The sequence below is a fragment of the Microbacterium sp. ZKA21 genome, from assembly GCF_050434165.1.
Classification (GTDB): Bacteria; Actinomycetota; Actinomycetes; order Actinomycetales; family Microbacteriaceae; genus Microbacterium.
In genome coordinates, this window is record NZ_JBNPVV010000002.1 from 582,673 (window position 1) to 602,909 (window position 20,237).

At 66.3% G+C, this 20,237-nt stretch carries 32 protein-coding genes; 30 read left to right on the plus strand and 2 right to left on the minus strand.

Annotated features, from left to right (window positions below):
• Positions 1 to 2: 2 nt before the first annotated feature.
• The 21 genes from rplD to map all read left to right on the plus strand — a co-directional run bounded on the left by rplD (position 3) and on the right by map (position 11,442).
• Complete coding sequence (rplD, locus tag M2317_RS06875) at positions 3 to 665, plus strand: 50S ribosomal protein L4 (RefSeq protein WP_264156989.1); 663 nt, start codon at positions 3 to 5, stop codon at positions 663 to 665.
• A complete protein-coding gene (gene rplW / locus M2317_RS06880) occupies positions 662 to 985 on the plus strand; it encodes a 50S ribosomal protein L23 (RefSeq protein ID WP_429458591.1) in 324 nt (107 codons plus the stop codon). Before rplD ends, rplW begins: the two co-directional genes overlap by 4 nt.
• A gap of 21 nt (positions 986 to 1,006) precedes the next feature.
• Positions 1,007 to 1,846: a 50S ribosomal protein L2 gene (gene rplB / locus M2317_RS06885; protein ID WP_264156991.1), complete on the plus strand. Its 840-nt coding sequence runs from the start codon at positions 1,007 to 1,009 to the stop codon at positions 1,844 to 1,846.
• 12 nt (positions 1,847 to 1,858) lie between these two features.
• The gene (gene rpsS / locus M2317_RS06890) at positions 1,859 to 2,140 is read left to right on the plus strand and encodes a 30S ribosomal protein S19 (RefSeq protein WP_120229702.1); all 282 of its coding nucleotides are present in this window, start codon (positions 1,859 to 1,861) and stop codon (positions 2,138 to 2,140) included.
• Between the two features lie 25 nt (positions 2,141 to 2,165).
• The gene (gene rplV, locus M2317_RS06895) at positions 2,166 to 2,564 is read left to right on the plus strand and encodes a 50S ribosomal protein L22 (protein ID WP_194421677.1); all 399 of its coding nucleotides are present in this window, start codon (positions 2,166 to 2,168) and stop codon (positions 2,562 to 2,564) included.
• Positions 2,564 to 3,322 (plus strand): 30S ribosomal protein S3, encoded by a 759-nt coding sequence (rpsC, locus tag M2317_RS06900; RefSeq protein WP_264156992.1) that lies wholly within the window; start codon positions 2,564 to 2,566, stop codon positions 3,320 to 3,322. The genes rplV and rpsC overlap by 1 nt, the downstream gene beginning before the upstream one ends.
• Positions 3,322 to 3,741: a 50S ribosomal protein L16 gene (rplP, locus tag M2317_RS06905; protein WP_264156993.1), complete on the plus strand. Its 420-nt coding sequence runs from the start codon at positions 3,322 to 3,324 to the stop codon at positions 3,739 to 3,741. Before rpsC ends, rplP begins: the two co-directional genes overlap by 1 nt.
• Positions 3,741 to 4,055, plus strand: coding sequence for a 50S ribosomal protein L29 (gene rpmC / locus M2317_RS06910; protein ID WP_429458594.1), 315 nt, complete (start codon positions 3,741 to 3,743; stop codon positions 4,053 to 4,055). Before rplP ends, rpmC begins: the two co-directional genes overlap by 1 nt.
• Complete coding sequence (gene rpsQ / locus M2317_RS06915) at positions 4,055 to 4,372, plus strand: 30S ribosomal protein S17 (protein ID WP_429458596.1); 318 nt, start codon at positions 4,055 to 4,057, stop codon at positions 4,370 to 4,372. Before rpmC ends, rpsQ begins: the two co-directional genes overlap by 1 nt.
• On the plus strand, positions 4,369 to 4,737 hold the full coding sequence (gene rplN / locus M2317_RS06920; protein ID WP_025102399.1) for a 50S ribosomal protein L14: 369 nt from the start codon (positions 4,369 to 4,371) through the stop codon (positions 4,735 to 4,737). The genes rpsQ and rplN overlap by 4 nt, the downstream gene beginning before the upstream one ends.
• A gap of 2 nt (positions 4,738 to 4,739) precedes the next feature.
• Positions 4,740 to 5,099, plus strand: coding sequence for a 50S ribosomal protein L24 (rplX, locus tag M2317_RS06925; RefSeq protein ID WP_243229792.1), 360 nt, complete (start codon positions 4,740 to 4,742; stop codon positions 5,097 to 5,099).
• Positions 5,099 to 5,689 (plus strand): 50S ribosomal protein L5, encoded by a 591-nt coding sequence (rplE, locus tag M2317_RS06930; RefSeq protein WP_429458599.1) that lies wholly within the window; start codon positions 5,099 to 5,101, stop codon positions 5,687 to 5,689. The genes rplX and rplE overlap by 1 nt, the downstream gene beginning before the upstream one ends.
• Positions 5,690 to 5,820: 131 nt before the next feature.
• Positions 5,821 to 6,219, plus strand: a complete 399-nt coding sequence (gene rpsH / locus M2317_RS06935) for a 30S ribosomal protein S8 (protein WP_376180653.1) — start codon at positions 5,821 to 5,823, stop codon at positions 6,217 to 6,219.
• Positions 6,220 to 6,226: 7 nt separating this feature from the next.
• Positions 6,227 to 6,763 carry a 50S ribosomal protein L6 gene (gene rplF / locus M2317_RS06940; RefSeq protein WP_429458601.1) on the plus strand — a complete coding sequence of 179 codons (537 nt, stop codon included), beginning with the start codon at positions 6,227 to 6,229 and terminating at the stop codon, positions 6,761 to 6,763.
• 2 nt (positions 6,764 to 6,765) lie between these two features.
• Positions 6,766 to 7,125, plus strand: a complete 360-nt coding sequence (rplR, locus tag M2317_RS06945) for a 50S ribosomal protein L18 (RefSeq protein ID WP_429458603.1) — start codon at positions 6,766 to 6,768, stop codon at positions 7,123 to 7,125.
• Complete coding sequence (gene rpsE / locus M2317_RS06950) at positions 7,122 to 7,811, plus strand: 30S ribosomal protein S5 (protein WP_429458605.1); 690 nt, start codon at positions 7,122 to 7,124, stop codon at positions 7,809 to 7,811. The genes rplR and rpsE overlap by 4 nt, the downstream gene beginning before the upstream one ends.
• Positions 7,811 to 7,996: a 50S ribosomal protein L30 gene (gene rpmD / locus M2317_RS06955; RefSeq protein WP_179432942.1), complete on the plus strand. Its 186-nt coding sequence runs from the start codon at positions 7,811 to 7,813 to the stop codon at positions 7,994 to 7,996. Before rpsE ends, rpmD begins: the two co-directional genes overlap by 1 nt.
• Positions 7,996 to 8,595, plus strand: coding sequence for a 50S ribosomal protein L15 (gene rplO, locus M2317_RS06960; protein WP_429458608.1), 600 nt, complete (start codon positions 7,996 to 7,998; stop codon positions 8,593 to 8,595). Before rpmD ends, rplO begins: the two co-directional genes overlap by 1 nt.
• 101 nt (positions 8,596 to 8,696) lie before the next feature.
• A complete protein-coding gene (gene secY / locus M2317_RS06965; RefSeq protein WP_429458610.1) occupies positions 8,697 to 10,019 on the plus strand; it encodes a preprotein translocase subunit SecY in 1,323 nt (440 codons plus the stop codon).
• A complete protein-coding gene (locus tag M2317_RS06970) occupies positions 10,016 to 10,612 on the plus strand; it encodes an adenylate kinase (protein WP_429458611.1) in 597 nt (198 codons plus the stop codon). Before secY ends, M2317_RS06970 begins: the two co-directional genes overlap by 4 nt.
• A 2-nt stretch (positions 10,613 to 10,614) precedes the next feature.
• Positions 10,615 to 11,442 (plus strand): type I methionyl aminopeptidase, encoded by an 828-nt coding sequence (gene map / locus M2317_RS06975; protein ID WP_429458613.1) that lies wholly within the window; start codon positions 10,615 to 10,617, stop codon positions 11,440 to 11,442.
• A 144-nt stretch (positions 11,443 to 11,586) separates the two neighbouring features.
• Here the strand turns inward: map and M2317_RS06980 are convergent, their stop codons facing one another.
• Positions 11,587 to 12,525 carry a hypothetical protein gene (locus M2317_RS06980; RefSeq protein ID WP_429458615.1) on the minus strand — a complete coding sequence of 313 codons (939 nt, stop codon included), beginning with the start codon at positions 12,523 to 12,525 and terminating at the stop codon, positions 11,587 to 11,589.
• A 383-nt stretch (positions 12,526 to 12,908) separates the two neighbouring features.
• Here M2317_RS06980 and M2317_RS06985 point away from each other — a divergent pair, with 383 nt between their 5' ends.
• The 7 genes from M2317_RS06985 (at position 12,909) to rplQ (ending at position 16,792) form a co-directional block, all read left to right on the plus strand.
• Positions 12,909 to 13,589 carry a DsbA family protein gene (locus tag M2317_RS06985; protein ID WP_429458617.1) on the plus strand — a complete coding sequence of 227 codons (681 nt, stop codon included), beginning with the start codon at positions 12,909 to 12,911 and terminating at the stop codon, positions 13,587 to 13,589.
• Between the two features lie 188 nt (positions 13,590 to 13,777).
• Positions 13,778 to 13,999 (plus strand): translation initiation factor IF-1, encoded by a 222-nt coding sequence (gene infA, locus M2317_RS06990; protein ID WP_005050493.1) that lies wholly within the window; start codon positions 13,778 to 13,780, stop codon positions 13,997 to 13,999.
• A gap of 65 nt (positions 14,000 to 14,064) precedes the next feature.
• Complete coding sequence (rpmJ, locus tag M2317_RS06995; protein ID WP_005050492.1) at positions 14,065 to 14,181, plus strand: 50S ribosomal protein L36; 117 nt, start codon at positions 14,065 to 14,067, stop codon at positions 14,179 to 14,181.
• A gap of 131 nt (positions 14,182 to 14,312) precedes the next feature.
• Entirely contained in the window at positions 14,313 to 14,687 is a 375-nt protein-coding gene (gene rpsM, locus M2317_RS07000; protein ID WP_017829190.1) for a 30S ribosomal protein S13, read from the plus strand.
• A gap of 30 nt (positions 14,688 to 14,717) precedes the next feature.
• Entirely contained in the window at positions 14,718 to 15,116 is a 399-nt protein-coding gene (gene rpsK, locus M2317_RS07005) for a 30S ribosomal protein S11 (RefSeq protein WP_376180669.1), read from the plus strand.
• Between the two features lie 139 nt (positions 15,117 to 15,255).
• The gene (locus tag M2317_RS07010) at positions 15,256 to 16,245 is read left to right on the plus strand and encodes a DNA-directed RNA polymerase subunit alpha (protein ID WP_264157007.1); all 990 of its coding nucleotides are present in this window, start codon (positions 15,256 to 15,258) and stop codon (positions 16,243 to 16,245) included.
• 34 nt (positions 16,246 to 16,279) lie between these two features.
• Complete coding sequence (gene rplQ, locus M2317_RS07015; protein WP_429458625.1) at positions 16,280 to 16,792, plus strand: 50S ribosomal protein L17; 513 nt, start codon at positions 16,280 to 16,282, stop codon at positions 16,790 to 16,792.
• 77 nt (positions 16,793 to 16,869) lie between these two features.
• Here the strand turns inward: rplQ and M2317_RS07020 are convergent, their stop codons facing one another.
• A complete protein-coding gene (locus M2317_RS07020; protein WP_429458627.1) occupies positions 16,870 to 18,447 on the minus strand; it encodes an AMP-binding protein in 1,578 nt (525 codons plus the stop codon).
• 113 nt (positions 18,448 to 18,560) lie between these two features.
• Between M2317_RS07020 and M2317_RS07025 the strand changes: the two genes are divergently transcribed.
• Positions 18,561 to 19,346 (plus strand): class I SAM-dependent methyltransferase, encoded by a 786-nt coding sequence (locus M2317_RS07025; RefSeq protein ID WP_429458629.1) that lies wholly within the window; start codon positions 18,561 to 18,563, stop codon positions 19,344 to 19,346.
• A 34-nt stretch (positions 19,347 to 19,380) separates the two neighbouring features.
• Positions 19,381 to 20,172 (plus strand): sulfite exporter TauE/SafE family protein, encoded by a 792-nt coding sequence (locus M2317_RS07030; RefSeq protein ID WP_429458631.1) that lies wholly within the window; start codon positions 19,381 to 19,383, stop codon positions 20,170 to 20,172.
• Positions 20,173 to 20,237 lie beyond the last annotated feature (65 nt).

Here is a 20,237-nt window from a genome sequence, read left to right on the forward strand (position 1 = left end):
ACATGGCTGACTCGACTCTCGCGCTCGACGTCCTGAAGGCCGACGGCAAGAAGGCCGGCTCCATCGAGCTGCCCGCCGAGCTCTTCGACGTCAAGACGAACATCCCGCTGATCCACCAGGTCGTCGTCGCACAGCTCGCCGCTGCGCGTCAGGGCACCCACTCGACCAAGCGTCGTGGTGAGGTCTCCGGTGCCGGCCGCAAGCCCTTCAAGCAGAAGGGCACGGGTAACGCCCGTCAGGGTTCCATCCGCGCGCCGCACATGACCGGTGGTGGCATCGTCCACGGTCCGAAGCCGCGCAACTACGCGCAGCGCACCCCCAAGAAGATGATCGCGGCCGCCCTGCTGGGTGCGCTGAGCGATCGCTTCCGCGGCGAGCGTCTGCACGCAGTCGAGACCTTCGGCATCGACTCCGCTCCTTCGACCAAGACCGCCGCGAGCCTGCTCGCCCAGGTCGCCGGCCCGAAGAACGTCCTGGTCGTCACCCAGCGTGACGACGAGGTGACGCTGAAGTCCGTTCGCAACCTGCCGAACGTGCACTGGCTCACCTACGACCAGCTCAACGCCTACGACGTGCTCGTCTCCGACGACATCGTCTTCACCAAGGCCGCACTCGAGGCGTTCATCGCTTCGAAGACCGGCGCAACCGAGGAGGTCTCGGCATGACCGAGCAGGCAACCGTCCTGACGACCGCTCTCAACAAGGACCCGCGCGACATCATTCTGAAGCCGGTCGTGTCCGAGAAGAGCTACTCGCTCATCGACGAGGGCAAGTACACGTTCCTCGTCGACCCGCGCGCCTCGAAGACGGAGATCAAGCTCGCCATCGAGAAGATCTTCAACGTCAAGGTCGCAGCGGTCAACACGATCAACCGCGTCGGCAAGGCCCGCCGCACCCGCTTCGGCACCGGCAAGCGCAAGGACACCAAGCGCGCCATCGTCACCCTGAAGTCGGGCACCATCGACATCTTCACGGCAATCGGCTGATCCGGGGGATAAAGGACAATCATGGCTATTCGCAAGTACAAGCCCACGACCCCGGGTCGTCGCGGTTCGTCGGTGGCCGACTTCGCCGAGATCACCCGATCGACGCCCGAGAAGTCGCTGCTGCGTCCCCTGTCGAAGACCGGTGGCCGTAACAACCAGGGCCGCATCACGACCCGTCACATCGGTGGTGGCCACAAGCGCCAGTACCGTGTCATCGACTTCCGTCGCAATGACAAGGACGGCGTCAACGCCAAGGTCGCTCACATCGAGTACGACCCCAACCGCACCGCACGCATCGCACTGCTGCACTACTTCGACGGCGAGAAGCGCTACATCCTCGCGCCGAACAAGCTGAGCCAGGGCGACATCATCGAGTCGGGTGCATCGGCTGACATCAAGCCGGGCAACAACCTGCCGCTGAAGAACATCCCCACCGGTACCGTGATCCACGCGATCGAGCTCCGCCCCGGCGGCGGCGCGAAGCTGGCTCGTTCGGCCGGCACCTCGGTGCGTCTCGTCGCCAAGGACGGTCCCTACGCGCAGCTCCGTCTGCCGTCGGGCGAGATCCGCAACGTCGACGCACGCTGCCGCGCCACCATCGGCGAGGTCGGCAACGCCGAGCAGTCGAACATCAACTGGGGCAAGGCCGGCCGCAAGCGCTGGAAGGGCGTCCGCCCGACCGTCCGCGGTGTCGCCATGAACCCGGTCGACCACCCGCACGGTGGTGGAGAGGGCAAGACGTCCGGTGGACGTCACCCCGTCACTCCTTGGGGCCAGGCTGAGGGTCGCACCCGCCACGCCAACAAGGAAAGCGACAAGTACATCGTGCGTCGTCGTAACGCCGGCAAGAAGCGCAAGTAGGAGTAAGAGAAGATGCCTCGCAGTCTTAAGAAGGGCCCCTTCGTCGACGAGCACCTGCTTCGCAAGGTGGTCGTGCAGAACGAAGCCGGCACGAAGAACGTCATCAAGACCTGGTCGCGACGCTCGATGATCATCCCCGCCATGCTGGGACACACCATCGCCGTCCACGACGGTCGCAAGCACATCCCTGTGTTCGTGACCGAGACCATGGTCGGTCACAAGCTGGGCGAGTTCGCGCCCACCCGCACCTTCCGCGGCCACGAGAAGGACGACAAGAAGGGCCGCCGCCGCTGACGCGGGGGCGATAGAGGAGAGAGAAATGGTGGAGTCCATCGCACGCGTGCGACACATCCGCGTGACCCCTCAGAAGGCTCGTCGTGTCGTCGCGCTCATCAAGGGCAAGCAGGCCCAGGAAGCTCTGGCGATCCTGAAGTTCGCACCGCAGAGCGCCAGTGAGCCGATCTACAAGCTTGTCGCGTCGGCTATCGCCAACGCGCAGGTGAAGGCGGATCGTGACGGCGAATACCTCGACGAGCAGGACCTGTACGTGGCTAACGCCTACGTCGACGAGGGCACGACGCTCAAGCGTTTCCGCCCCCGTGCACAGGGTCGCGCTTTCCAGATCAAGAAGCGCACGAGCCACATCACGGTCGTGCTCTCGACGCCGGAGGTCGCTGCCGCGGCCGAGGGTGACAGCAAGAAGAAGGCGAGCAAGTAATGGGACAGAAGGTAAACCCGTACGGCTTCCGCCTCGGTATCACCACCGACCACGTCTCGCGCTGGTTCTCTGACTCGACGAAGCCGGGTCAGCGCTACGCGGACTACGTCGCCGAGGACATCAAGATCCGTAACCTGCTGAAGACGCAGCTGGATCGCGCCGGTGTCAGCAACATCGAGATCGAGCGGACCCGCGACCGCGTGCGTGTGGACATCCACACCGCGCGCCCTGGCATCGTCATCGGTCGTCGAGGAGCAGAGGCCGAGCGCATCCGCGGCGACCTCGAGAAGCTCACCGGCAAGCAGATCCAGCTGAACATCCTCGAGGTCAAGAACCCCGAGGCCGACGCTCAGCTCGTCGCGCAGGGCATCGCCGAGCAGCTCTCTGCTCGTGTGGCGTTCCGCCGCGCGATGCGCAAGGGTCTGCAGGGCGCTCAGCGCGCCGGCGCCAAGGGCATCCGCATCCAGGTCTCCGGCCGTCTCGGCGGCGCCGAGATGAGCCGGTCGGAGTTCTACCGCGAGGGTCGTGTGCCGCTGCACACGCTGCGCGCGAACATCGACTACGGCTTCTACGAGGCCAAGACCACCTTCGGCCGCATCGGCGTGAAGGTCTGGATCTACAAGGGTGACCTCACCAACAAGGAACTCGCTCGCGAGCAGGCCAACGCGCCCAAGTCGCGCGGTCGTGACGACCGCGGTGGCGACCGTCGCCGTGGCCCTCGCAACGAGGCCCCCGTCGCAGAAGGAGCGTCTGCCTGATGCTTATTCCCCGTAAGGTCAAGTTCCGCAAGCAGCACCACCCGGGTCGCAGCGGCCAGGCAACCGGCGGCACGAAGGTCTCCTTCGGCGAGTACGGTATCCAGGCGCTGACCCCCGCTTACGTGACGAACCGTCAGATCGAGTCCGCTCGTATCGCGATGACCCGTCACATCAAGCGCGGTGGCAAGGTGTGGATCAACATCTACCCCGACCGTCCGCTCACGAAGAAGCCGGCCGAAACCCGCATGGGTTCCGGTAAGGGCTCCCCCGAGTGGTGGGTCGCAAACGTCAAGCCGGGTCGCGTCCTCTTCGAGGTCGCCGGTGTCAGCGAGCAGCTCGCTCGCGAGGCCCTGACCCGTGCCATTCACAAGCTGCCGCTCAAGGCACGCATCATCAAGCGCGAGGAGGGCGACGCGTAATGGCGATCGGCACCAAGGAGCTCGCTCCCAGCGAGCTCGACACGTTCGAAGACCAGCGCCTCGTCGAGGAGCTGCGTAAGGCCAAGGAGGAGCTGTTCAACCTCCGTTTCCAGTCGGCCACCGGTCAGCTGGAGAGCCACGGCCGCATCCGCGCCGTCAAGCGCGACATCGCGCGCCTGTACACCGTGATCCGCGAGCGCGAGCTGGGCATCCGTGCGACGCCCGCTCCGGTCGAGGTTCCGGCGAAGAAGGCGTCCAAGGCAAAGGCGAAGAAGGCCGACACGGCTGACGCGCCGAAGGAGGAGGCCGAGTAATGGCTACCAAGAAGGAAGCCGCCGTCGAGGCTGAGCACGCTGCGCACGACGTGCGCGACGCGGACGCCCGCGGTTACCGCAAGGCACGCCGCGGCTACGTCGTCAGCGACAAGATGGACAAGACCATCGTCGTCGAGGTCGAGGACCGCGTGAAGCACCCGCTGTACGGCAAGGTCATCCGCCGCACCTCCAAGGTGAAGGCGCACGACGAGGGCAACACCGCCGGCATCGGCGACCTGGTCCTCATCAACGAGACCCGGCCGCTCAGCGCCACCAAGCGCTGGCGTCTGGTTGAGATTCTGGAGAAGGCCAAGTGATTCAGCAGGAGTCCCGCCTCAAGGTCGCCGACAACACCGGCGCGAAGGAACTGCTCACCATCCGCGTCCTCGGCGGCTCGCGCCGTCGCTACGCCGGCCTCGGTGACACCATCGTCGCGACCGTCAAGGACGCGATCCCGGGCGGCAACGTGAAGAAGGGCGACGTCGTCAAGGCGGTCATCGTCCGCACCAAGAAGGAGACGCGTCGTCCCGACGGCTCGTACATCAAGTTCGACGAGAACGCCGCCGTGATCCTGAAGAACGACGGGGAGCCCCGCGGCACCCGTATCTTCGGGCCGGTCGGTCGTGAGCTTCGTGACAAGAAGTTCATGAAGATCGTCTCGCTCGCCCCGGAGGTCATTTGATCATGGCGAACATCAAGAAGGGCGACCTGGTTCAGGTCATCACGGGCCGCAAGCAGGACAAGGGCGGCGACCGCGGCAAGCAGGGCAAGGTTCTCGAGGTCCTCGTGGCCGAGAACCGCGTCATCGTCGAGGGCGTCAACTACGTCACCAAGCACACGCGCGTCGGCCAGACGCAGCGCGGCACGAAGACGGGCGGCATCGAGACCATCGAGGCTCCCATCCACATCTCCAACGTCCAGGTCATCGACCCCTCGACGAAGAAGCCGACCCGCGTCGGCCACCGCGTCGAGGAGCAGACCAAGGACGGCGTGAAGCGCACCGTCCGCGTGCGCTACGCGAAGAAGTCAGGTAAGGACCTCTGATGAGCACCGACACTGCCGCGCCGGCTGGCAAGATCCAGCCGCGCCTGAAGCAGAAGTACAAGGCCGAGATCCAGCAGAAGCTGCAGGACGAGTTCGGCTACGAGAACGTGATGCAGATCCCCGGCATCGTCAAGGTCGTCGTCAACACCGGTGTCGGTGAGGCTGCCCGTGACAGCAAGGTGATCGATGGTGCGGTCGAAGACCTCACCAAGATCACCGGCCAGAAGCCGATCGTCACGAAGGCCCGCAAGTCCATCGCGCAGTTCAAGCTGCGCGAGGGTCAGGCCATCGGCGCGCACGTCACCCTCCGTGGCGACCGTGCGTGGGAGTTCATCGACCGCCTGGTCTCGCTCGCGCTGCCCCGTATCCGCGACTTCCGCGGCCTCTCGGGCAAGCAGTTCGACGGCAACGGCAACTACACGTTCGGTCTCCAGGAGCAGAGCGTGTTCCACGAGATCGATCAGGACAAGATCGACCGCGTCCGCGGCTTCGACATCACCGTGGTGACGTCGGCCAAGACGGATGACGAGGGCCGCGCGCTTCTGCGCCACCTCGGCTTCCCGTTCAAGACCGACGACGCACAGGCGTGATGCGGTGACGCGGGGAGGGTCCGTCGCAAGGCGGCCCTCCCCGCGTGCCGTACAATTGAAGATTGCGTGCTCATCGCAGGCCGTCTGTCGTGTAACGGCAGCCGGAACCTCATGACTGAAAGAAGAACACAATGACAATGACAGACCCGGTCGCAGACATGCTGACCCGTCTGCGCAACGCGAACTCGGCACACCACGACTCCGTGACGCTTCCGTCGAGCAAGCTGAAGACGCACATCGCTGAGATCCTCCAGCAGGAGGGCTACATCTCCAGCTGGGAGGTCACCGACGCCCGCGTCGGCAAGAACCTCACGCTGTCGCTCAAGTACGGTCCGAACCGTGAGCGCTCCATCGCCGGCATCAAGCGCGTCTCGAAGCCCGGCCTCCGCGTCTACGCGAAGTCCACGGAGCTGCCCAAGGTCCTCGGCGGCCTCGGCGTGGCCATCCTGTCCACCTCCTCCGGTCTTCTCACCGACCGTCAGGCAGAGCAGAAGGGCGTGGGCGGAGAAGTTCTCGCCTACGTGTGGTGATACGAAAATGTCGCGTATTGGACGACTTCCCATCGAGATCCCCGCGGGCGTGACCATTTCGGTCGACGGCCGTGTGGTCGCGGTGAAGGGCCCCAAGGGTGAGCTCACCCTGACGGTGGCCAGCCCCATCGAGGTCGCGGTCGAGGAGAACCAGGTTCTCGTCTCCCGTCCCGACGACGAGCGCGAGTCGCGGTCGCTTCACGGCCTGACCCGCACGCTCATCAACAACAACATCATCGGCGTCACCCAGGGCTACACCAAGGGCCTCGAGGTCGTCGGCACCGGTTACCGCGTGCAGCAGAAGGGCGGCTCGGTCGAGTTCGCACTCGGCTTCTCGCACCCGGTCCTGATCGACCCGCCCGCCGGCATCACCCTGACGGTCGAGGGCAACAACAAGCTCACGGTCAGTGGCATCGACAAGCAGGCTGTCGGCGAGGCAGCTGCGAACATCCGCAAGATCCGCAAGCCTGAGCCGTACAAGGGCAAGGGTGTCCGCTACGCGGGCGAGGTCGTGCGTCGCAAGGCCGGAAAGAGTGGTAAGTAACCATGGCTCTCAAGTCAAAGTCTGACGCCCGCGCGCGTCGTCACGCCCGTCTTCGCAAGAAGATCGTCGGCACCGAGCAGCGTCCGCGCCTCGTCGTGAACCGCTCCGCCCGTCACGTCTTCGTCCAGCTGGTCGACGACAGCAAGGGCTTCACCGTCGCCTCGGCATCCACGCTCGAGACCGACCTTCGTGGCTTCGAAGGCGACAAGACCGCCAAGGCCCGCAAGGTCGGCGAGCTGCTCGCCGAGCGCGCGAAGGCCGCCGGCTTCACCGAGGCCGTGTTCGACCGTGGTGGCAACCGCTACGCGGGTCGTGTCGCGGCGATCGCCGATGGCGCCCGTGAAGGGGGGCTGGCACTGTGAGTGACAACAAGGAGAACGAAGTGACCGAAGCGGCACCTGCCACTTCCGAGACGGCCGCAGGCACCACGCAGGCTGAGCCGCAGCGCGAAGGCCGCCGCGGCGGTCGTGACCGCAACCAGGGTGGCCGTGACCGCAACTCGCGCGACCGTGGCGACAACCAGTTCCTCGAGCGCGTCGTGACCATCAACCGCGTCTCCAAGGTCGTGAAGGGTGGACGTCGCTTCAGCTTCACCGCCCTCGTGGTCGTCGGAGACGGCAACGGTCTGGTCGGCGTCGGCTACGGCAAGGCCCGTGAGGTGCCCCTGGCCATCTCGAAGGGTGTCGAAGAGGCCAAGCGCAACTTCTTCCGCGTTCCCCGCGTCGCGAAGTCCATCCCGCACCCTGTGCAGGGTGAGGCCGCGGCCGGTGTCGTGCTGCTTCGTCCGGCCGCTGCCGGTACCGGTGTCATCGCCGGTGGTCCGGTTCGCGCCGTGCTCGAGTGCGCCGGTATCCACGACGTGCTGTCGAAGTCGCTCGGCTCGTCGAACACGATCAACATCGTGCACGCGACCGTTGCCGCCCTGAAGCAGCTCGAGGAGCCCCGTGCGGTCGCCGCACGTCGTGGCCTCGAGTTCGACCAGGTCGCACCGGCGCGTCTCGTCCGCGCGGAGGCCGAGGCGGCCGCAGCGCAGAAGGTAGGTGCCTGATGGCTGCGCGCCTCAAGGTCACGCAGATCAAGTCCAAGGTGAGCGAGAAGCAGAACCAGCGCGACACGCTGCGCAGCCTCGGTCTGAAGCGGATCGGTGACACCACCGTCCGCCCCGACGACGCGCAGACGCGCGGTTACGTCCGGACCGTCGCCCACCTCGTCAAGGTTGAGGAGATCGACTAATGGCTGAGAAGAACGAAGCCGTCGAGGCCGAGAAGGCCCCGAAGAAGGCCGCCCCCAAGGCTGCCGCTTCGAAGGCCGCCACGGCCGAGAAGAAGGCTCCGGCCGCCAAGAAGCCGGCTGCCAAGAAGCCCGCCGCCAAGAAGGAAGCCGAGACCACGCGTCCCGGCGTCCTGAAGGTGCACCACCTGCGTCCGGTCCCCGGCGCCAACACCGCGAAGACCCGTGTCGGTCGCGGTGAGGGCTCCAAGGGCAAGACCGCCGGTCGCGGCACGAAGGGCACCAAGGCCCGCAACACCGTGCGCGTCGGATTCGAGGGTGGGCAGATGCCGCTGCACATGCGCACCCCGAAGCTGCGCGGCTTCAAGAACCCGTTCCGCGTCGAGTACCAGGTCGTGAACCTGGAGAAGCTCGCCGAGCTCTACCCCAAGGGTGGAGACGTCACCGTCAGCGACCTCGTCGCCAAGGGTGCCGTTCGCAAGAACGAGAAGGTCAAGGTCCTCGGTAACGGGGACATCGCGGTGAAGCTCACCGTCTCGGTCGACAAGGTCTCGGGTTCTGCCGAGCAGAAGATCGTGGCGGCCGGCGGTTCCGTCAAGTAACCACAGTTCAGAGGGGTCGGAGAATTCTCCGGCCCCTCTGTGCGTTACTCTGGTCTTTCGGCCGTCTGCCTGTCGACGGCGACCTTTCTGGAGGAAATCCCTTGTTTAGCGCCATTGCGCGGATCTTCCGCACGCCCGACTTGCGTCGGAAGATCGGTTTCACCCTGGCGATCATCGCCCTGTACCGGTTCGGCTCGCACATCCCTGCTCCGTTCGTGAACTTCCCGAACGTCGAGCAGTGCATCGCCGCCACCTCGGGCACCGAGGGCCTGCTGAGCCTGGTCAACCTCTTCTCCGGCGGGGCGCTGCTCCAGCTGTCGATCTTCGCGCTGGGCGTGATGCCGTACATCACGGCCACGATCATCACCCAGCTGCTGCGCGTCGTCATCCCGCACTTCGAGACCCTGCACAAGGAGGGGCAGTCCGGTCAGGCGCGCCTCACGCAGTACACGCGGTACCTCACGATCGCCCTGGCGCTGCTGCAGTCGACGACGCTCGTCACCGTGGCGCGAAGCGGCCAGCTGTTCGGCACCACCGACATCGCAGCCTGCCAGAACCTGCTGACCAACGACGTGTGGTGGGCGCAGCTGCTGATGATCATCACGATGACAGCCGGAACCGGCCTCATCATGTGGTTCGCCGAGCTCGTCACCGAGCGCGGCATCGGCAACGGCATGTCCCTGCTCATCTTCACCTCGATCGCCGCGACCTTCCCGACCTCGATGTGGATGATCTTCGAGGCCAAGGGCCTCGAGGTGTTCCTGCTCGTCCTCGCCGTCGGCATCGTCGTGATGGGGCTCGTCGTCTTCGTCGAGCAGTCGCAGCGCCGCATCCCGGTGCAGTACGCCAAGCGCATGGTCGGCCGTCGCACGTACGGCGGCACCAACACGTACATCCCGATCAAGGTGAACATGGCCGGTGTCATCCCGGTGATCTTCGCGTCGTCGCTGCTGTACATCCCGATGCTCATCGCGCAGTTCAACACCCCGCAGGACGGCACGGAGCCGGCCGCGTGGGTCACGTGGATCTCGCAGTACTTCACGACGGGCGATCACCCGCTGTACATGCTGGCGTACTTCCTGCTGATCATCGGCTTCACCTACTTCTACGTCGCGATCACCTTCAACCCCGTCGAGGTCGCCGACAACATGAAGAAGTACGGCGGGTTCATCCCCGGCATCCGTGCGGGTCGCCCGACGGCCGAGTACCTCGACTACGTGCTGACGCGCATCACGTTCCCCGGTTCCATCTACCTGGGTCTGATCGCTCTCATCCCGCTGGTGGCGCTGGCCACTGTCGGCGCGAACCAGAACTTCCCGTTCGGCGGCGCGTCGATCCTCATCATCGTCGGTGTGGGTCTCGAGACGGTCAAGCAGATCGACGCTCAGCTTCAGCAGCGCCATTACGAAGGGCTCCTCCGATGACATCATCCGCACGTCTCCTCATCGTCGGCCCGCAGGGCTCCGGCAAGGGCACGCAGGGTGTGCGCATCGCATCGGCGTTCGGCATCCCGGTGATCTCCACCGGCGACATCTTCCGCGCGAACATCAAGGGCGGCACCGAACTGGGCAAGCAGGTCACCTCGATCCTCGACCGAGGCGATCTCGTCCCGGACGAGCTGACCAGCGAGATCGTGCGCGACCGGCTGTCGCAGGAGGACGCCGCCCACGGCTTCCTGCTCGACGGATATCCGCGCAACGCGGTTCAGGTCCAGCACCTCGAGCAGTTCCTGTCGTCGCGCGGCGAGGCGCTGGATGCCGTCATCCTGCTCGACGTCCCGCGCGAGGAGAGCATCGAGCGCCTGCAGTTGCGCGCTGCGGAGCAGGGCCGCTCGGATGACACGGCCGAGGCCATCGCGCACCGCCTGGACATCTACGAGCACGAGACGGCTCCGATCCTTTCGACGTACTCGGAGCGCGGTATCGTCGACCGGATCGACGGCACAGGCGAACTCGACGAGATCACCGAGCGCATCTCCGCTGCGCTGGACGCACGCGGCCTGCGCGTGACGGTCTGAGCGTGTTCCGCCGCTCGATCTACAAGACCCCCGCGCAGCTGCGCGCGATGGTCGAACCCGGTCTCATCACCGCGGCATCCTTGGATGCGGCAGCCGCGGCCATCGCGCCGGGCGCGACGACGGCCGACGTGGATGCCGCGGCATCTGCCGCCGTGCTCGCTCGCGGGGCGGAGTCGAACTTCAAGCTCGTGCGCGGGTACAGTCACACCACCTGCATCTCGGTCAACGAGCAGGTCGTCCACGGCATCCCCGGATCCCGGGTGCTGGAGCCGGGCGACATCGTGTCGGTGGACAGCGGGGCGCAGTACCAGGGGTGGAACGGCGACAGCGCGCGGACGTTCGTGGTCCCGGACGCGTCCCGGCCTGAGGTGGTGGCTTCACGGCTCGAGTTGTCCCGCGTGACCGAGGGATCGATGTGGGCGGGCATCGCCGCCATGGCGTCGGCTCGGCATCTCGGCGACATCGGCGCGGCGATCCAGGACTACATCGAGGCGCAGGGGGACTACGGCATCCTGCGCGAGTACGTCGGCCACGGCATCGGTCGCAAGATGCACGAGGCCCCCAGCGTCTTCAACTACCGGACACCGGATGCCGGGGCAGAGGTCAAGCCCGGACTGGTGCTCGCCATCGAGCCGATGGTGACCGCCGGCGGCGAGGCCACGTTCGTGGAGGACGACGATTGGACCGTGTCGACGGTCGACGGCAGCGACGGCTCGCACTGGGAGCACAGCGTCGCACTGCACGCTGACGGCATCTGGGTGCTGACGGCGGCTGACGGCGGTGCCGCTGGCCTCGCGCCCTTCGGCGTCGTGCCGACCCCCATCGCGTAGTTCGCTCCCGGCGCTCGGCACGCGGTTCGCGAGAAACCAGCTGAGTTCCGGCGAGAAACCAATCGCGGCGCGAGAAACCGCAGCAGAGATGGTTTCTCGCGCGTGAAGTGGTTTCTCGCCGGCAGCGCATACTGGCCTTCGCGCCTAGCGCCCTGACCTCTGTGCCTGGCGGCGTCGGTCTCGCAGCGTCGCAAGCATCCCCGGCTCGCTCGGTCGAACACGCTGGACGGATGCCGCATGCAGGGCGTCACCCAGCGGAGTCACGCGAAACACATCCTTCAGCTCCCAACGAGCGAAGGGATGACCGCGGCGACGTAGTCGATCTTCACGGCGCTTCTCGTCTTTGAGAAGCTCGGCCGCCCGCGTGGGGTCCTGCTCCATCTTGTACTTGCCCCACCCGTCGGACTCGCCGATGGTTTTCGTGTCCTCGAAGAGGAAGTCGACACGATCCGTGCAGCCGTCGTAGTGGAAGGTGGCCTGCGGCACGGGTGCGGGAAATCCGCACCACGCGATCACGGCGCGGCTGAGGCTCTCGCCGGATGATTCCGAGCGAGGATCCGCGTGCGCCCACAGCCAGCGCAGTTGGACGGCACCACGCTGATTCTGTTGGGCGGAGGCGTGCTCCTGAAGCGTCGCCGCCGTCAGCGTCCCGCCCTGCGCAGGAGCGATCGCCGCGTCTACGACAGCCAGCGAGAATGCCGGCGGCAGCACGCGCGCGAGATCGATCGTGGTGTCGAGGAGCCCGGTGACGAAGACTCCATCCACTTGGACGACCTGGCGGGGGTCCGCGCTGGTATGCACGCACACATCGCCGAAACGCCGAGATGAACCGCGGTCGGGGTCGTACACGTGGATGTCGCGCGCCTCATCGAACAGCGGGAGTCCGAGGACTACGGCCGCCGATTCCAGGCACAGCACAGCGTCCGGATGCATCCGAGCGAATGCATGCACGCGGACCGCGTACTTGCGCCATGGCGGCAGTTCCTCGAACGCGACCCGGTCCACGTAGATGCCGTGTCGCACGCGCTGCCACCGGGGCGAGGAGACGTCATGACCCAGCATCCTGGCTTCGGATGCTGTCATCAACGGCAGGGGAGATGACGTCATCGCGCGATCGGCAAGAAGCAACGGCATCCAGACATCGTGCCGCGTCGGAGAGTGCAATCCCACGTTCGGTGGACAACGCCGCTTCTCGTCGCTCTGTGGAGGGCGAGTGCACAGAGCTCGAGAAACCAATTCACGCTCGAGAAACCAGACCTGCGATGGTTTCTCGCGCGCCGAATGGTTTCTCGCGCGCCGAATGGTTTCTCGCGCGGGGAGGAGGGACGGGAGGCGGGACGGGGGGATAGGGGGTTCACAACGGGCGCATAGGATGGGGCGGCAGGATTGAGGGGGCGCTGTGCGCGCCGGAGGACTTCGAACTGTGGACCGCGCGATCGCGCGCGTCTCGAGAGAACGGGAAAGCAATGGCAGCAGCGCAGGGCAAGACCAATTGGTTCGCCATCTGGATCTCGGCCGCTGTGGTCGTCGTCCTGGTGGCACTCGGCGGCGTCGTCGTGTTCCTGAACAACCAGGCCACGGCCCCGGGAACCGCACCCGAGACCGCCGGCATCGTGAACGGCGACACGGGCGCGATCTCGTTCGGCGAGGGCGACACGACGATCGACACGTACGTCGACTTCATGTGCCCGATCTGCGGTGACTTCGAGGACGCGTACGGCGCTGCGCTTCAGGATGCCGCGGCGAACGACACGATCACGCTGAACATTCACCCGATCTCCATCCTGGATGACGCGTCGCAGGGGACCGAGTACTCGTCCCGTGCCGCCAGCTCGATGTACTGCGTCGCCGCCGAGGCACCGGACGCGGCGCTGGACTACTTCAACCTCCTCTTCGAGAACCAGCCGGAGGAGAACACGACCGGCCTCACCGACGAGCAGCTCGCCGGGTTCGCCGAGCAGGCCGGCGCAGGCGCGGCTGCCGACTGCATCGCCGACGGCACGTACATGAAGTTCGCGCAGGACCAGGTCGCGAACACGCCGCCGGACCCCGAGACCGGGCGCGTCGGCACGCCGACCGTCGCGATCGACGGTGACCGCATCAGCAACGCCGACATCGGTACCCGCTTCGCCGAGATCCTCGGCTGAGGCACGCCACCGCCCGGTTCCACCCCGGATCGACACGACGGCGGCGCATCCCATTTGCCGGATGCGCCGCCGTCGTCTAATATTGATCTTTGGTGCTTTGCGCCTAGTTCGGCGTGTCCGGCTAAGGTGCGCATCCAACCCATCCATCCACCGCAGATCGGCCGATCTGCAGAAGCGTCAGCGAGTTTATGGCTAAGAAAGACGGTGTCATCGAAATCGAGGGCGTCGTGTCCGAGGCGCTGCCCAACGCGATGTTCCGCGTCGAGCTCACCAACGGACACAAGGTTCTTGCAACGATCTCCGGAAAGATGCGGCAGAACTACATCCGCATCATCCCCGAGGACCGCGTGGTCGTGGAGCTCAGCCCCTACGATCTGACCCGCGGCCGCATCGTTTACCGCTACCGCTGATCGGTCGAGAAGTAACGCCCCAGGCGATCACGCCTGCCCGGTGAAGACAGCGAACAGGAAACATCATGAAGGTCAACCCCAGCGTCAAGCCCATCTGCGATCACTGCAAGGTGATCCGCCGTCACGGCCGCGTCATGGTGATCTGCAAGAGCAACCCGCGCCACAAGCAGCGCCAGGGCTGATCTTCCGGATCTGACTCCACAACTCAATACACACAGGCAGGATCAGAACCCACTCCGGTGGGGGACACCTCGGGGCGGAGGCCCGGGCACCGATCCTGCTCCACACCTCCATCACATTTCAGGAGATTCGCATGGCACGTCTTGCCGGCGTTGACATCCCGCGCGATAAGCGCGTGGTGATCGCACTTACATACATCTACGGCGTTGGCCGTACCCGTTCGGTCGAGATCCTCAAGGCCACCGAGATCGACGAGTCGATCCGCGTGAAGGACCTGAGCGACGACCAGCTCATCGCACTGCGCGATCACATCGAAGGCAACTACAAGGTGGAGGGTGACCTGCGCCGCGAGGTCGCCGCAGACATCCGCCGCAAGGTCGAGATCGGCTCCTACGAGGGCATCCGCCACCGTCGTGGTCTTCCGGTCCGCGGCCAGCGCACCAAGACCAACGCCCGTACCCGCAAGGGCCCGAAGCGCACCGTCGCCGGTAAGAAGAAGGCCCGCTAAGCAGCGGCCAGGGAATAGGAGAAAACTTTCATGGCTGCACCCAAGGCCGCCGCGCGCAAGCCGCGCCGCAAGGAAAAGAAGAACATCGCGCTGGGCCAGGCCCACATCAAGTCGACGTTCAACAACACGATCGTTTCGATCACCGACCCGACCGGCGCTGTCATCGCGTGGGCATCGTCGGGTGGCGTGGGCTTCAAGGGCTCGCGCAAGTCGACCCCGTACGCCGCAGGCATGGCCGCCGAGTCGGCCGCCCGCCAGGCTGCGGAGCACGGCGTCAAGAAGGTCGACGTGCTCGTGAAGGGTCCGGGTTCGGGCCGCGAGACCGCGATCCGCTCGCTGCAGGCCGCTGGCCTCGAGGTCGGTTCGATCCAGGACGTCACGCCCCAGGCTCACAACGGCTGCCGTCCGCCGAAGCGCCGTCGCGTCTGATTTCGTTCGAGGATGCCGGTGCTTCGACGGGCTCAGCGGCCCGTCGAAGCAACCGGCATCCTCGCCGCAGGTTTCCACAACTCAAGAACCTCACCCACCACATGTCATATAGCGGGCATGTGATCGAAAGGAACACACAGTGCTCATCGCACAGCGTCCCACACTGACCGAGGAAAAGATCGTCGAGAACCGGAGCCGGTTCATCATCGAGCCGCTCGAGCCCGGTTTCGGCTACACCATCGGCAACGCGCTGCGTCGCAGCCTGCTCTCGTCGATCCCCGGCGCTGCTGTCACCAGCATCCGCATCGACGGCGTGCTGCACGAGTTCAGCACCATCCCCGGCGTGAAGGAGGATGTCACCGAGATCATCCTCAACATCAAGCAGCTGGTCGTCTCCAGCGAGCGTGACGAGCCCATCACGGCCTACCTGCGCAAGACCGGCGCCGGCGAGGTCACCGCAGCCGACATCTCGGCTCCGGCCGGTGTCGAGGTGCACAACCCCGAGCTCGTCATCGCGACCCTGAACGACACCGCGAAGTTCGAACTGGAGCTCACGATCGAGCGCGGCCGCGGCTACGTCTCGGCCACGCAGAACCGCAACGAGTACGCCGAGGCCGGTCAGATCCCGATCGACTCGATCTACTCGCCGGTCCTCAAGGTCAGCTACCGCGTCGACGCCACCCGTGCCGGCGAGCGCACCGACTTCGACAAGCTCGTCCTGGATGTCGAGACCAAGTCCTCGATCAGCCCGCGCGACGCCGTCGCCTCGGCTGCGAAGACCCTCACCGAGCTGTTCGGTCTCGCCCGCGAGCTGAACGTCGAGGCCGAGGGCATCGAGATCGGCCCCGCACCGGTGGAAGCTGTCGCCTCCAGCGAGCTGTCGATGCCGATCGAGGACCTCGACCTGTCCGTGCGCTCGTACAACTGCCTCAAGCGCGAGGGCATCAACACAGTGTCCGAGCTCGTCGCCCTCTCGGAGACGCAGCTCATGAACATCCGCAACTTCGGCCAGAAGTCGGTCGACGAGGTGCGCGACAAGCTCATCTCGCTCGGTCTGTCGCTCAAGGATTCGGTGCCCGGTTTCGACGGCGCCCACTTCTACGGCGGCAGCGAAGACGAGTCCTTCTGACCTTCCCGAAATTCTGACCAGGAGTTAGACGAATATGCCTAAGCCCACCAAGGGTCCCCGCCTCGGAGGCGGCCCCGCACACGAGCGCCTGCTGCTTGCCAACCTCGCGGCTGCTCTGTTCACCCACAAGTCGATCAAGACGACCGAGACCAAGGCCAAGCGCCTGCGTCCGCTCGCCGAGCGCCTGATCACCTTCGCCAAGCGCGGCGACCTGCACGCCCGCCGCCGGGTGCTGTCGGTCATCGGCGACAAGACCGTCGTGCACGAGCTGTTCACCGAGATCGCCCCGCTCGTCGCGGACCGCGAGGGTGGCTACACACGCATCACCAAGGTCGGCAACCGCAAGGGCGACAACGCGCCCATGGCCGTGATCGAGCTCGTCCTCGAGCCCGTCACGCCCAAGAAGAAGGCCGCCAAGGCCGCCCCGAAGGCTCCGAAGGCCGAGAAGGTCGAAGAGGCTCCGGCTGAAGAGGTCGTCGAGGAGACCACCGAGGCTCCGGCCGAAGAGGCTCCCGCCGAGGCCGCTGCCGAGGAGAAGTCCGAGTAAGCACCCGCTTGCGCACGAAGCCCGCCATCCCGAAAGGGATGGCGGGCTTCGTCGTTCCCGTGCGGCGATGCGCGCGGTCAGTCCCGCGCCCGGAGATCCTTGCGCAGGATCTTCCCGGATGCCGACTTCGGCACCGCCTCGATGAACTCGACCAGCCGCACCTTCTCATGCGGGGCGACGCGTGCGGCGACGAAGTCCATCACCTCGGCATCCGACAGGTCCGCACCGGGCTGGCGGACGACGAAGGCCTTCGGCACTTCCTGACCGTCCTCGTCGAGGGACCCGATGACCGCGGCATCCGCGATCGAGGGATGCTCGAGCAGCACGGCCTCCAGAACGGCCGGTGCCACCTGGTAGCCCTTGTACTTGATGAGCTCCTTGAGCCGGTCGACGATGCGGAAGATGCCGTCGGCCGTGACGGTCGCGACATCGCCGGTGTGCAGCCAGCCGTCGTCGTCGAGCATGTCGGCGGTGGCATCCGGCCGGTTCAGATAACCTTTCATGACCTGCGGGCCGCGGATGAGCAGTTCGCCGGGTTCGCTCGCGCCGTCCGCGGGCACCGGCACGTCCATGCCGCTGTCGGCATGGATCAGGCGCGCCTCGGTGTTGGCGAGCAGGATGCCGACGCTCGAACGGTCCAGCTCCGGGCGACCCACGGGGATGACGTGCGTGACAGGACTCGTCTCGGTCATGCCGTATCCCTGGCAGACGGTGCATCCCAGGCGGGCGGCGACGGCGGAGGCGAGTGCGCCGTCCAGCGGAGCAGCCCCCGAGAAGATCACCTTCACGCCGGACAGGTCGTACTGGTCGACGAGCGGATGCTTGGCCAGCGCGACCGCGATCGGCGGCGCGATGAACACCCAGGTCGTGCGGTGCTCGGCGACGATGCGCAGGAACTCGGTGAGCTCGAACTTCGGCATCGTGACCAGCGACGCGCGCTGGCGCAGCGCGAAGTTCAACAACACGGTCATGCCGTAGATGTGGAAGAACGGCAGCACGGCGAGGACCCGGTCTTCGTCGGTGAGGGAGATCGTGGACGAGCACTGCGCGACGTTCGCGACGAGGTTGCGATGCGTCAGCATGACGCCCTTGGGTCGTCCGGTGGTGCCGGATGAGTACGGCAGGACGGCCAGGTGCTCGGCCGGGTCGAACTCCACAGCGGGAGCCGGACGCCCTTCGCCGAGCAGGGAACGCAGGTCGGGGTGGCCGTCGGCGCCGTCCAGGACGATGACGTGGTCGTCCGCGATGCCGAGTTCGGCAGCGGCCGCCTTGGCACCGGCGAGCAGAGGCGTCACGGTGATGAGCCAGCCGGCCTCGGCATCCCGCAACTGGTTCGCGATCTCCTCCGCCGTGTACAGCGAGTTGATGGTCGTCGCCGTGGCGCCGGCGCGCAGGATGCCGTGGAACACGGTCGCGAAGGCCGGAACGTTCGGGCAGAGCAGTCCGACTTTCGTCCCCACCCCGACGCCACGGGCCGCGAGCGCCCCGGCGAACAGGTCGATCTGCCCGATCAGTTGACGATAGGTGGTCGTCGCCCCGCTCGTGCCGTCGATCAGGGCGACCGTATCGAGCCGCGATTCGTCGAGATTCCCGAACAGGTAGTCGTACACCGGGACATCGGGGATGTCCACGTCGGGAAGGGTGCTCTGGACCATGCGATCTCCTTTGATCGTCGGGTGCGATGGTGGGATTCAGTTTCGCACACAACGGTATGCAGTCCCATGCGTGGGCGCCATGGCAGGATGCTGGACAGGGGAGAGGAGCCGCCGTGCAGGATCAGGGCGAGATCGACCGGCGCGTGCGCGCGTACTACGGCGGCCTGTTCGACGAGGGCGCGCGGCTGACGACCCGTTCGGCGCAGGGGCCGCTCGAGCATCGGCGTACCCAGGAGCTGATCGCCGAACATGTCAATACGGGACGTGTGCTGGACGTCGGCGGAGGCACCGGAGTGCATGCGCGATCGCTGCGGGCCCGTGGCCTCGATGTCGTCCTGATCGACCCGGTGCCCGAGCACGTGGCTGCTGCCGCGGCATCCGGCATCGACGCCGTGCGGGGCGATGCCCGCAGCCTGCCCTTCGAAGACGACGCTTTCGACGCCGTGCTCATCCTGGGCCCGCTCTACCATCTGGCCTCCGAGAGCGAGCGCCTGCAGGCGCTACGCGAAGCACGCCGGGTCACGCGCAGCGGCGGTTTCGTCTTCGCGGCGGGCCTGTCGCGTTTCATCGCCCTCGGCGCGAACGTTCTCGGTCGTCCGGTGCGGTCGGATGGCGCGATCACGGCACTGTGGGAGCAGGGTCTTCCCCCGGAGGGCGATCGATTCCCGGCCGGGCACTTCCACACCGCGGAGGAGCTCGCGGATGAGGTGGCCGATGCCGGGCTCGAGGTGATCGCCGTCCACGGCGTCGAGGGCCCCGCGGGGCTCGCGTTGGAGGGGATGCCGATCGATCGTGACGACCTGACCGAGGCCGCGCTTGTGCTCGCACGCGCGATCAGCGCCGAACCAGGCATCCGCGACTTCAGCGCCCACCTGCTGGCCGTCGCGCGCGTGCGCTGACGGAGCCGCGATCCGGCGGGCGTAGGGTGGACGGGTGAGTGACGCCCGGATTCAGCGCAGCCCCCGGGCGTACGCATCGTTCATCGTCATCGGCCTGCTGGCGGGTCTGCTCTCCGGACTCTTCGGCGTCGGCGGCGGGACGGTCATCGTGCCGCTGCTGGTGCTGCTGCTGCGTTTCGACCAGCGCCTCGCCGCAGGCACCTCGCTCGCCGCGATCGTCCCGACCGCCACCGTCGGTGTGATCTCCTACGCCGTGCACGGCTCGGTGGCATGGATCCCCGCCATCATCCTGGCCGCCGGAGCCGTCGTCGGCGCACAGATCGGCACGCGCCTGCTGCCGCGGATCTCGCAGACCGCACTGCGGTGGGGCTTCGTCGCCTTCCTCGTGGTCGTCATCATCATGCTGTTCGTCGTGATCCCGTCGCGCGGCGTCGAGTTCGACCTGACCTGGCTCTCGGGGTCCGCGCTCGTGCTGGTCGGCGTGGGCACCGGCATCCTGTCCGGCCTGATCGGGGTCGGCGGCGGCGTCGTCGTCGTGCCGGTGCTGATGCTGGCCTTCGGGACCAGCGACCTCGTCGCCAAGGGCACCTCGCTGCTCATGATGATCCCTACCGCGATCTCGGGGACCGTCGGCAATCTCCGGCACCGCAACGTCGACCTCACGGCAGCGGTGACGATCGGCCTGGCCGCCTGCACGACGACGGCGCTGGGCGCGTGGCTCGCGACCCTGATCGACCCGCTCGCAGGCAACATCCTGTTCGCCGCGTACCTCGTGGTGATTGCGGTTCAGATGGCGCTCAAGGCGGTTCGCGGGCGCAAGCGCTGAGGTCTTCCCTTGCGGATGCCGGGGGGATCGCCGAAAGTGAAGAAACCCTTATGTGAGCCTCATAT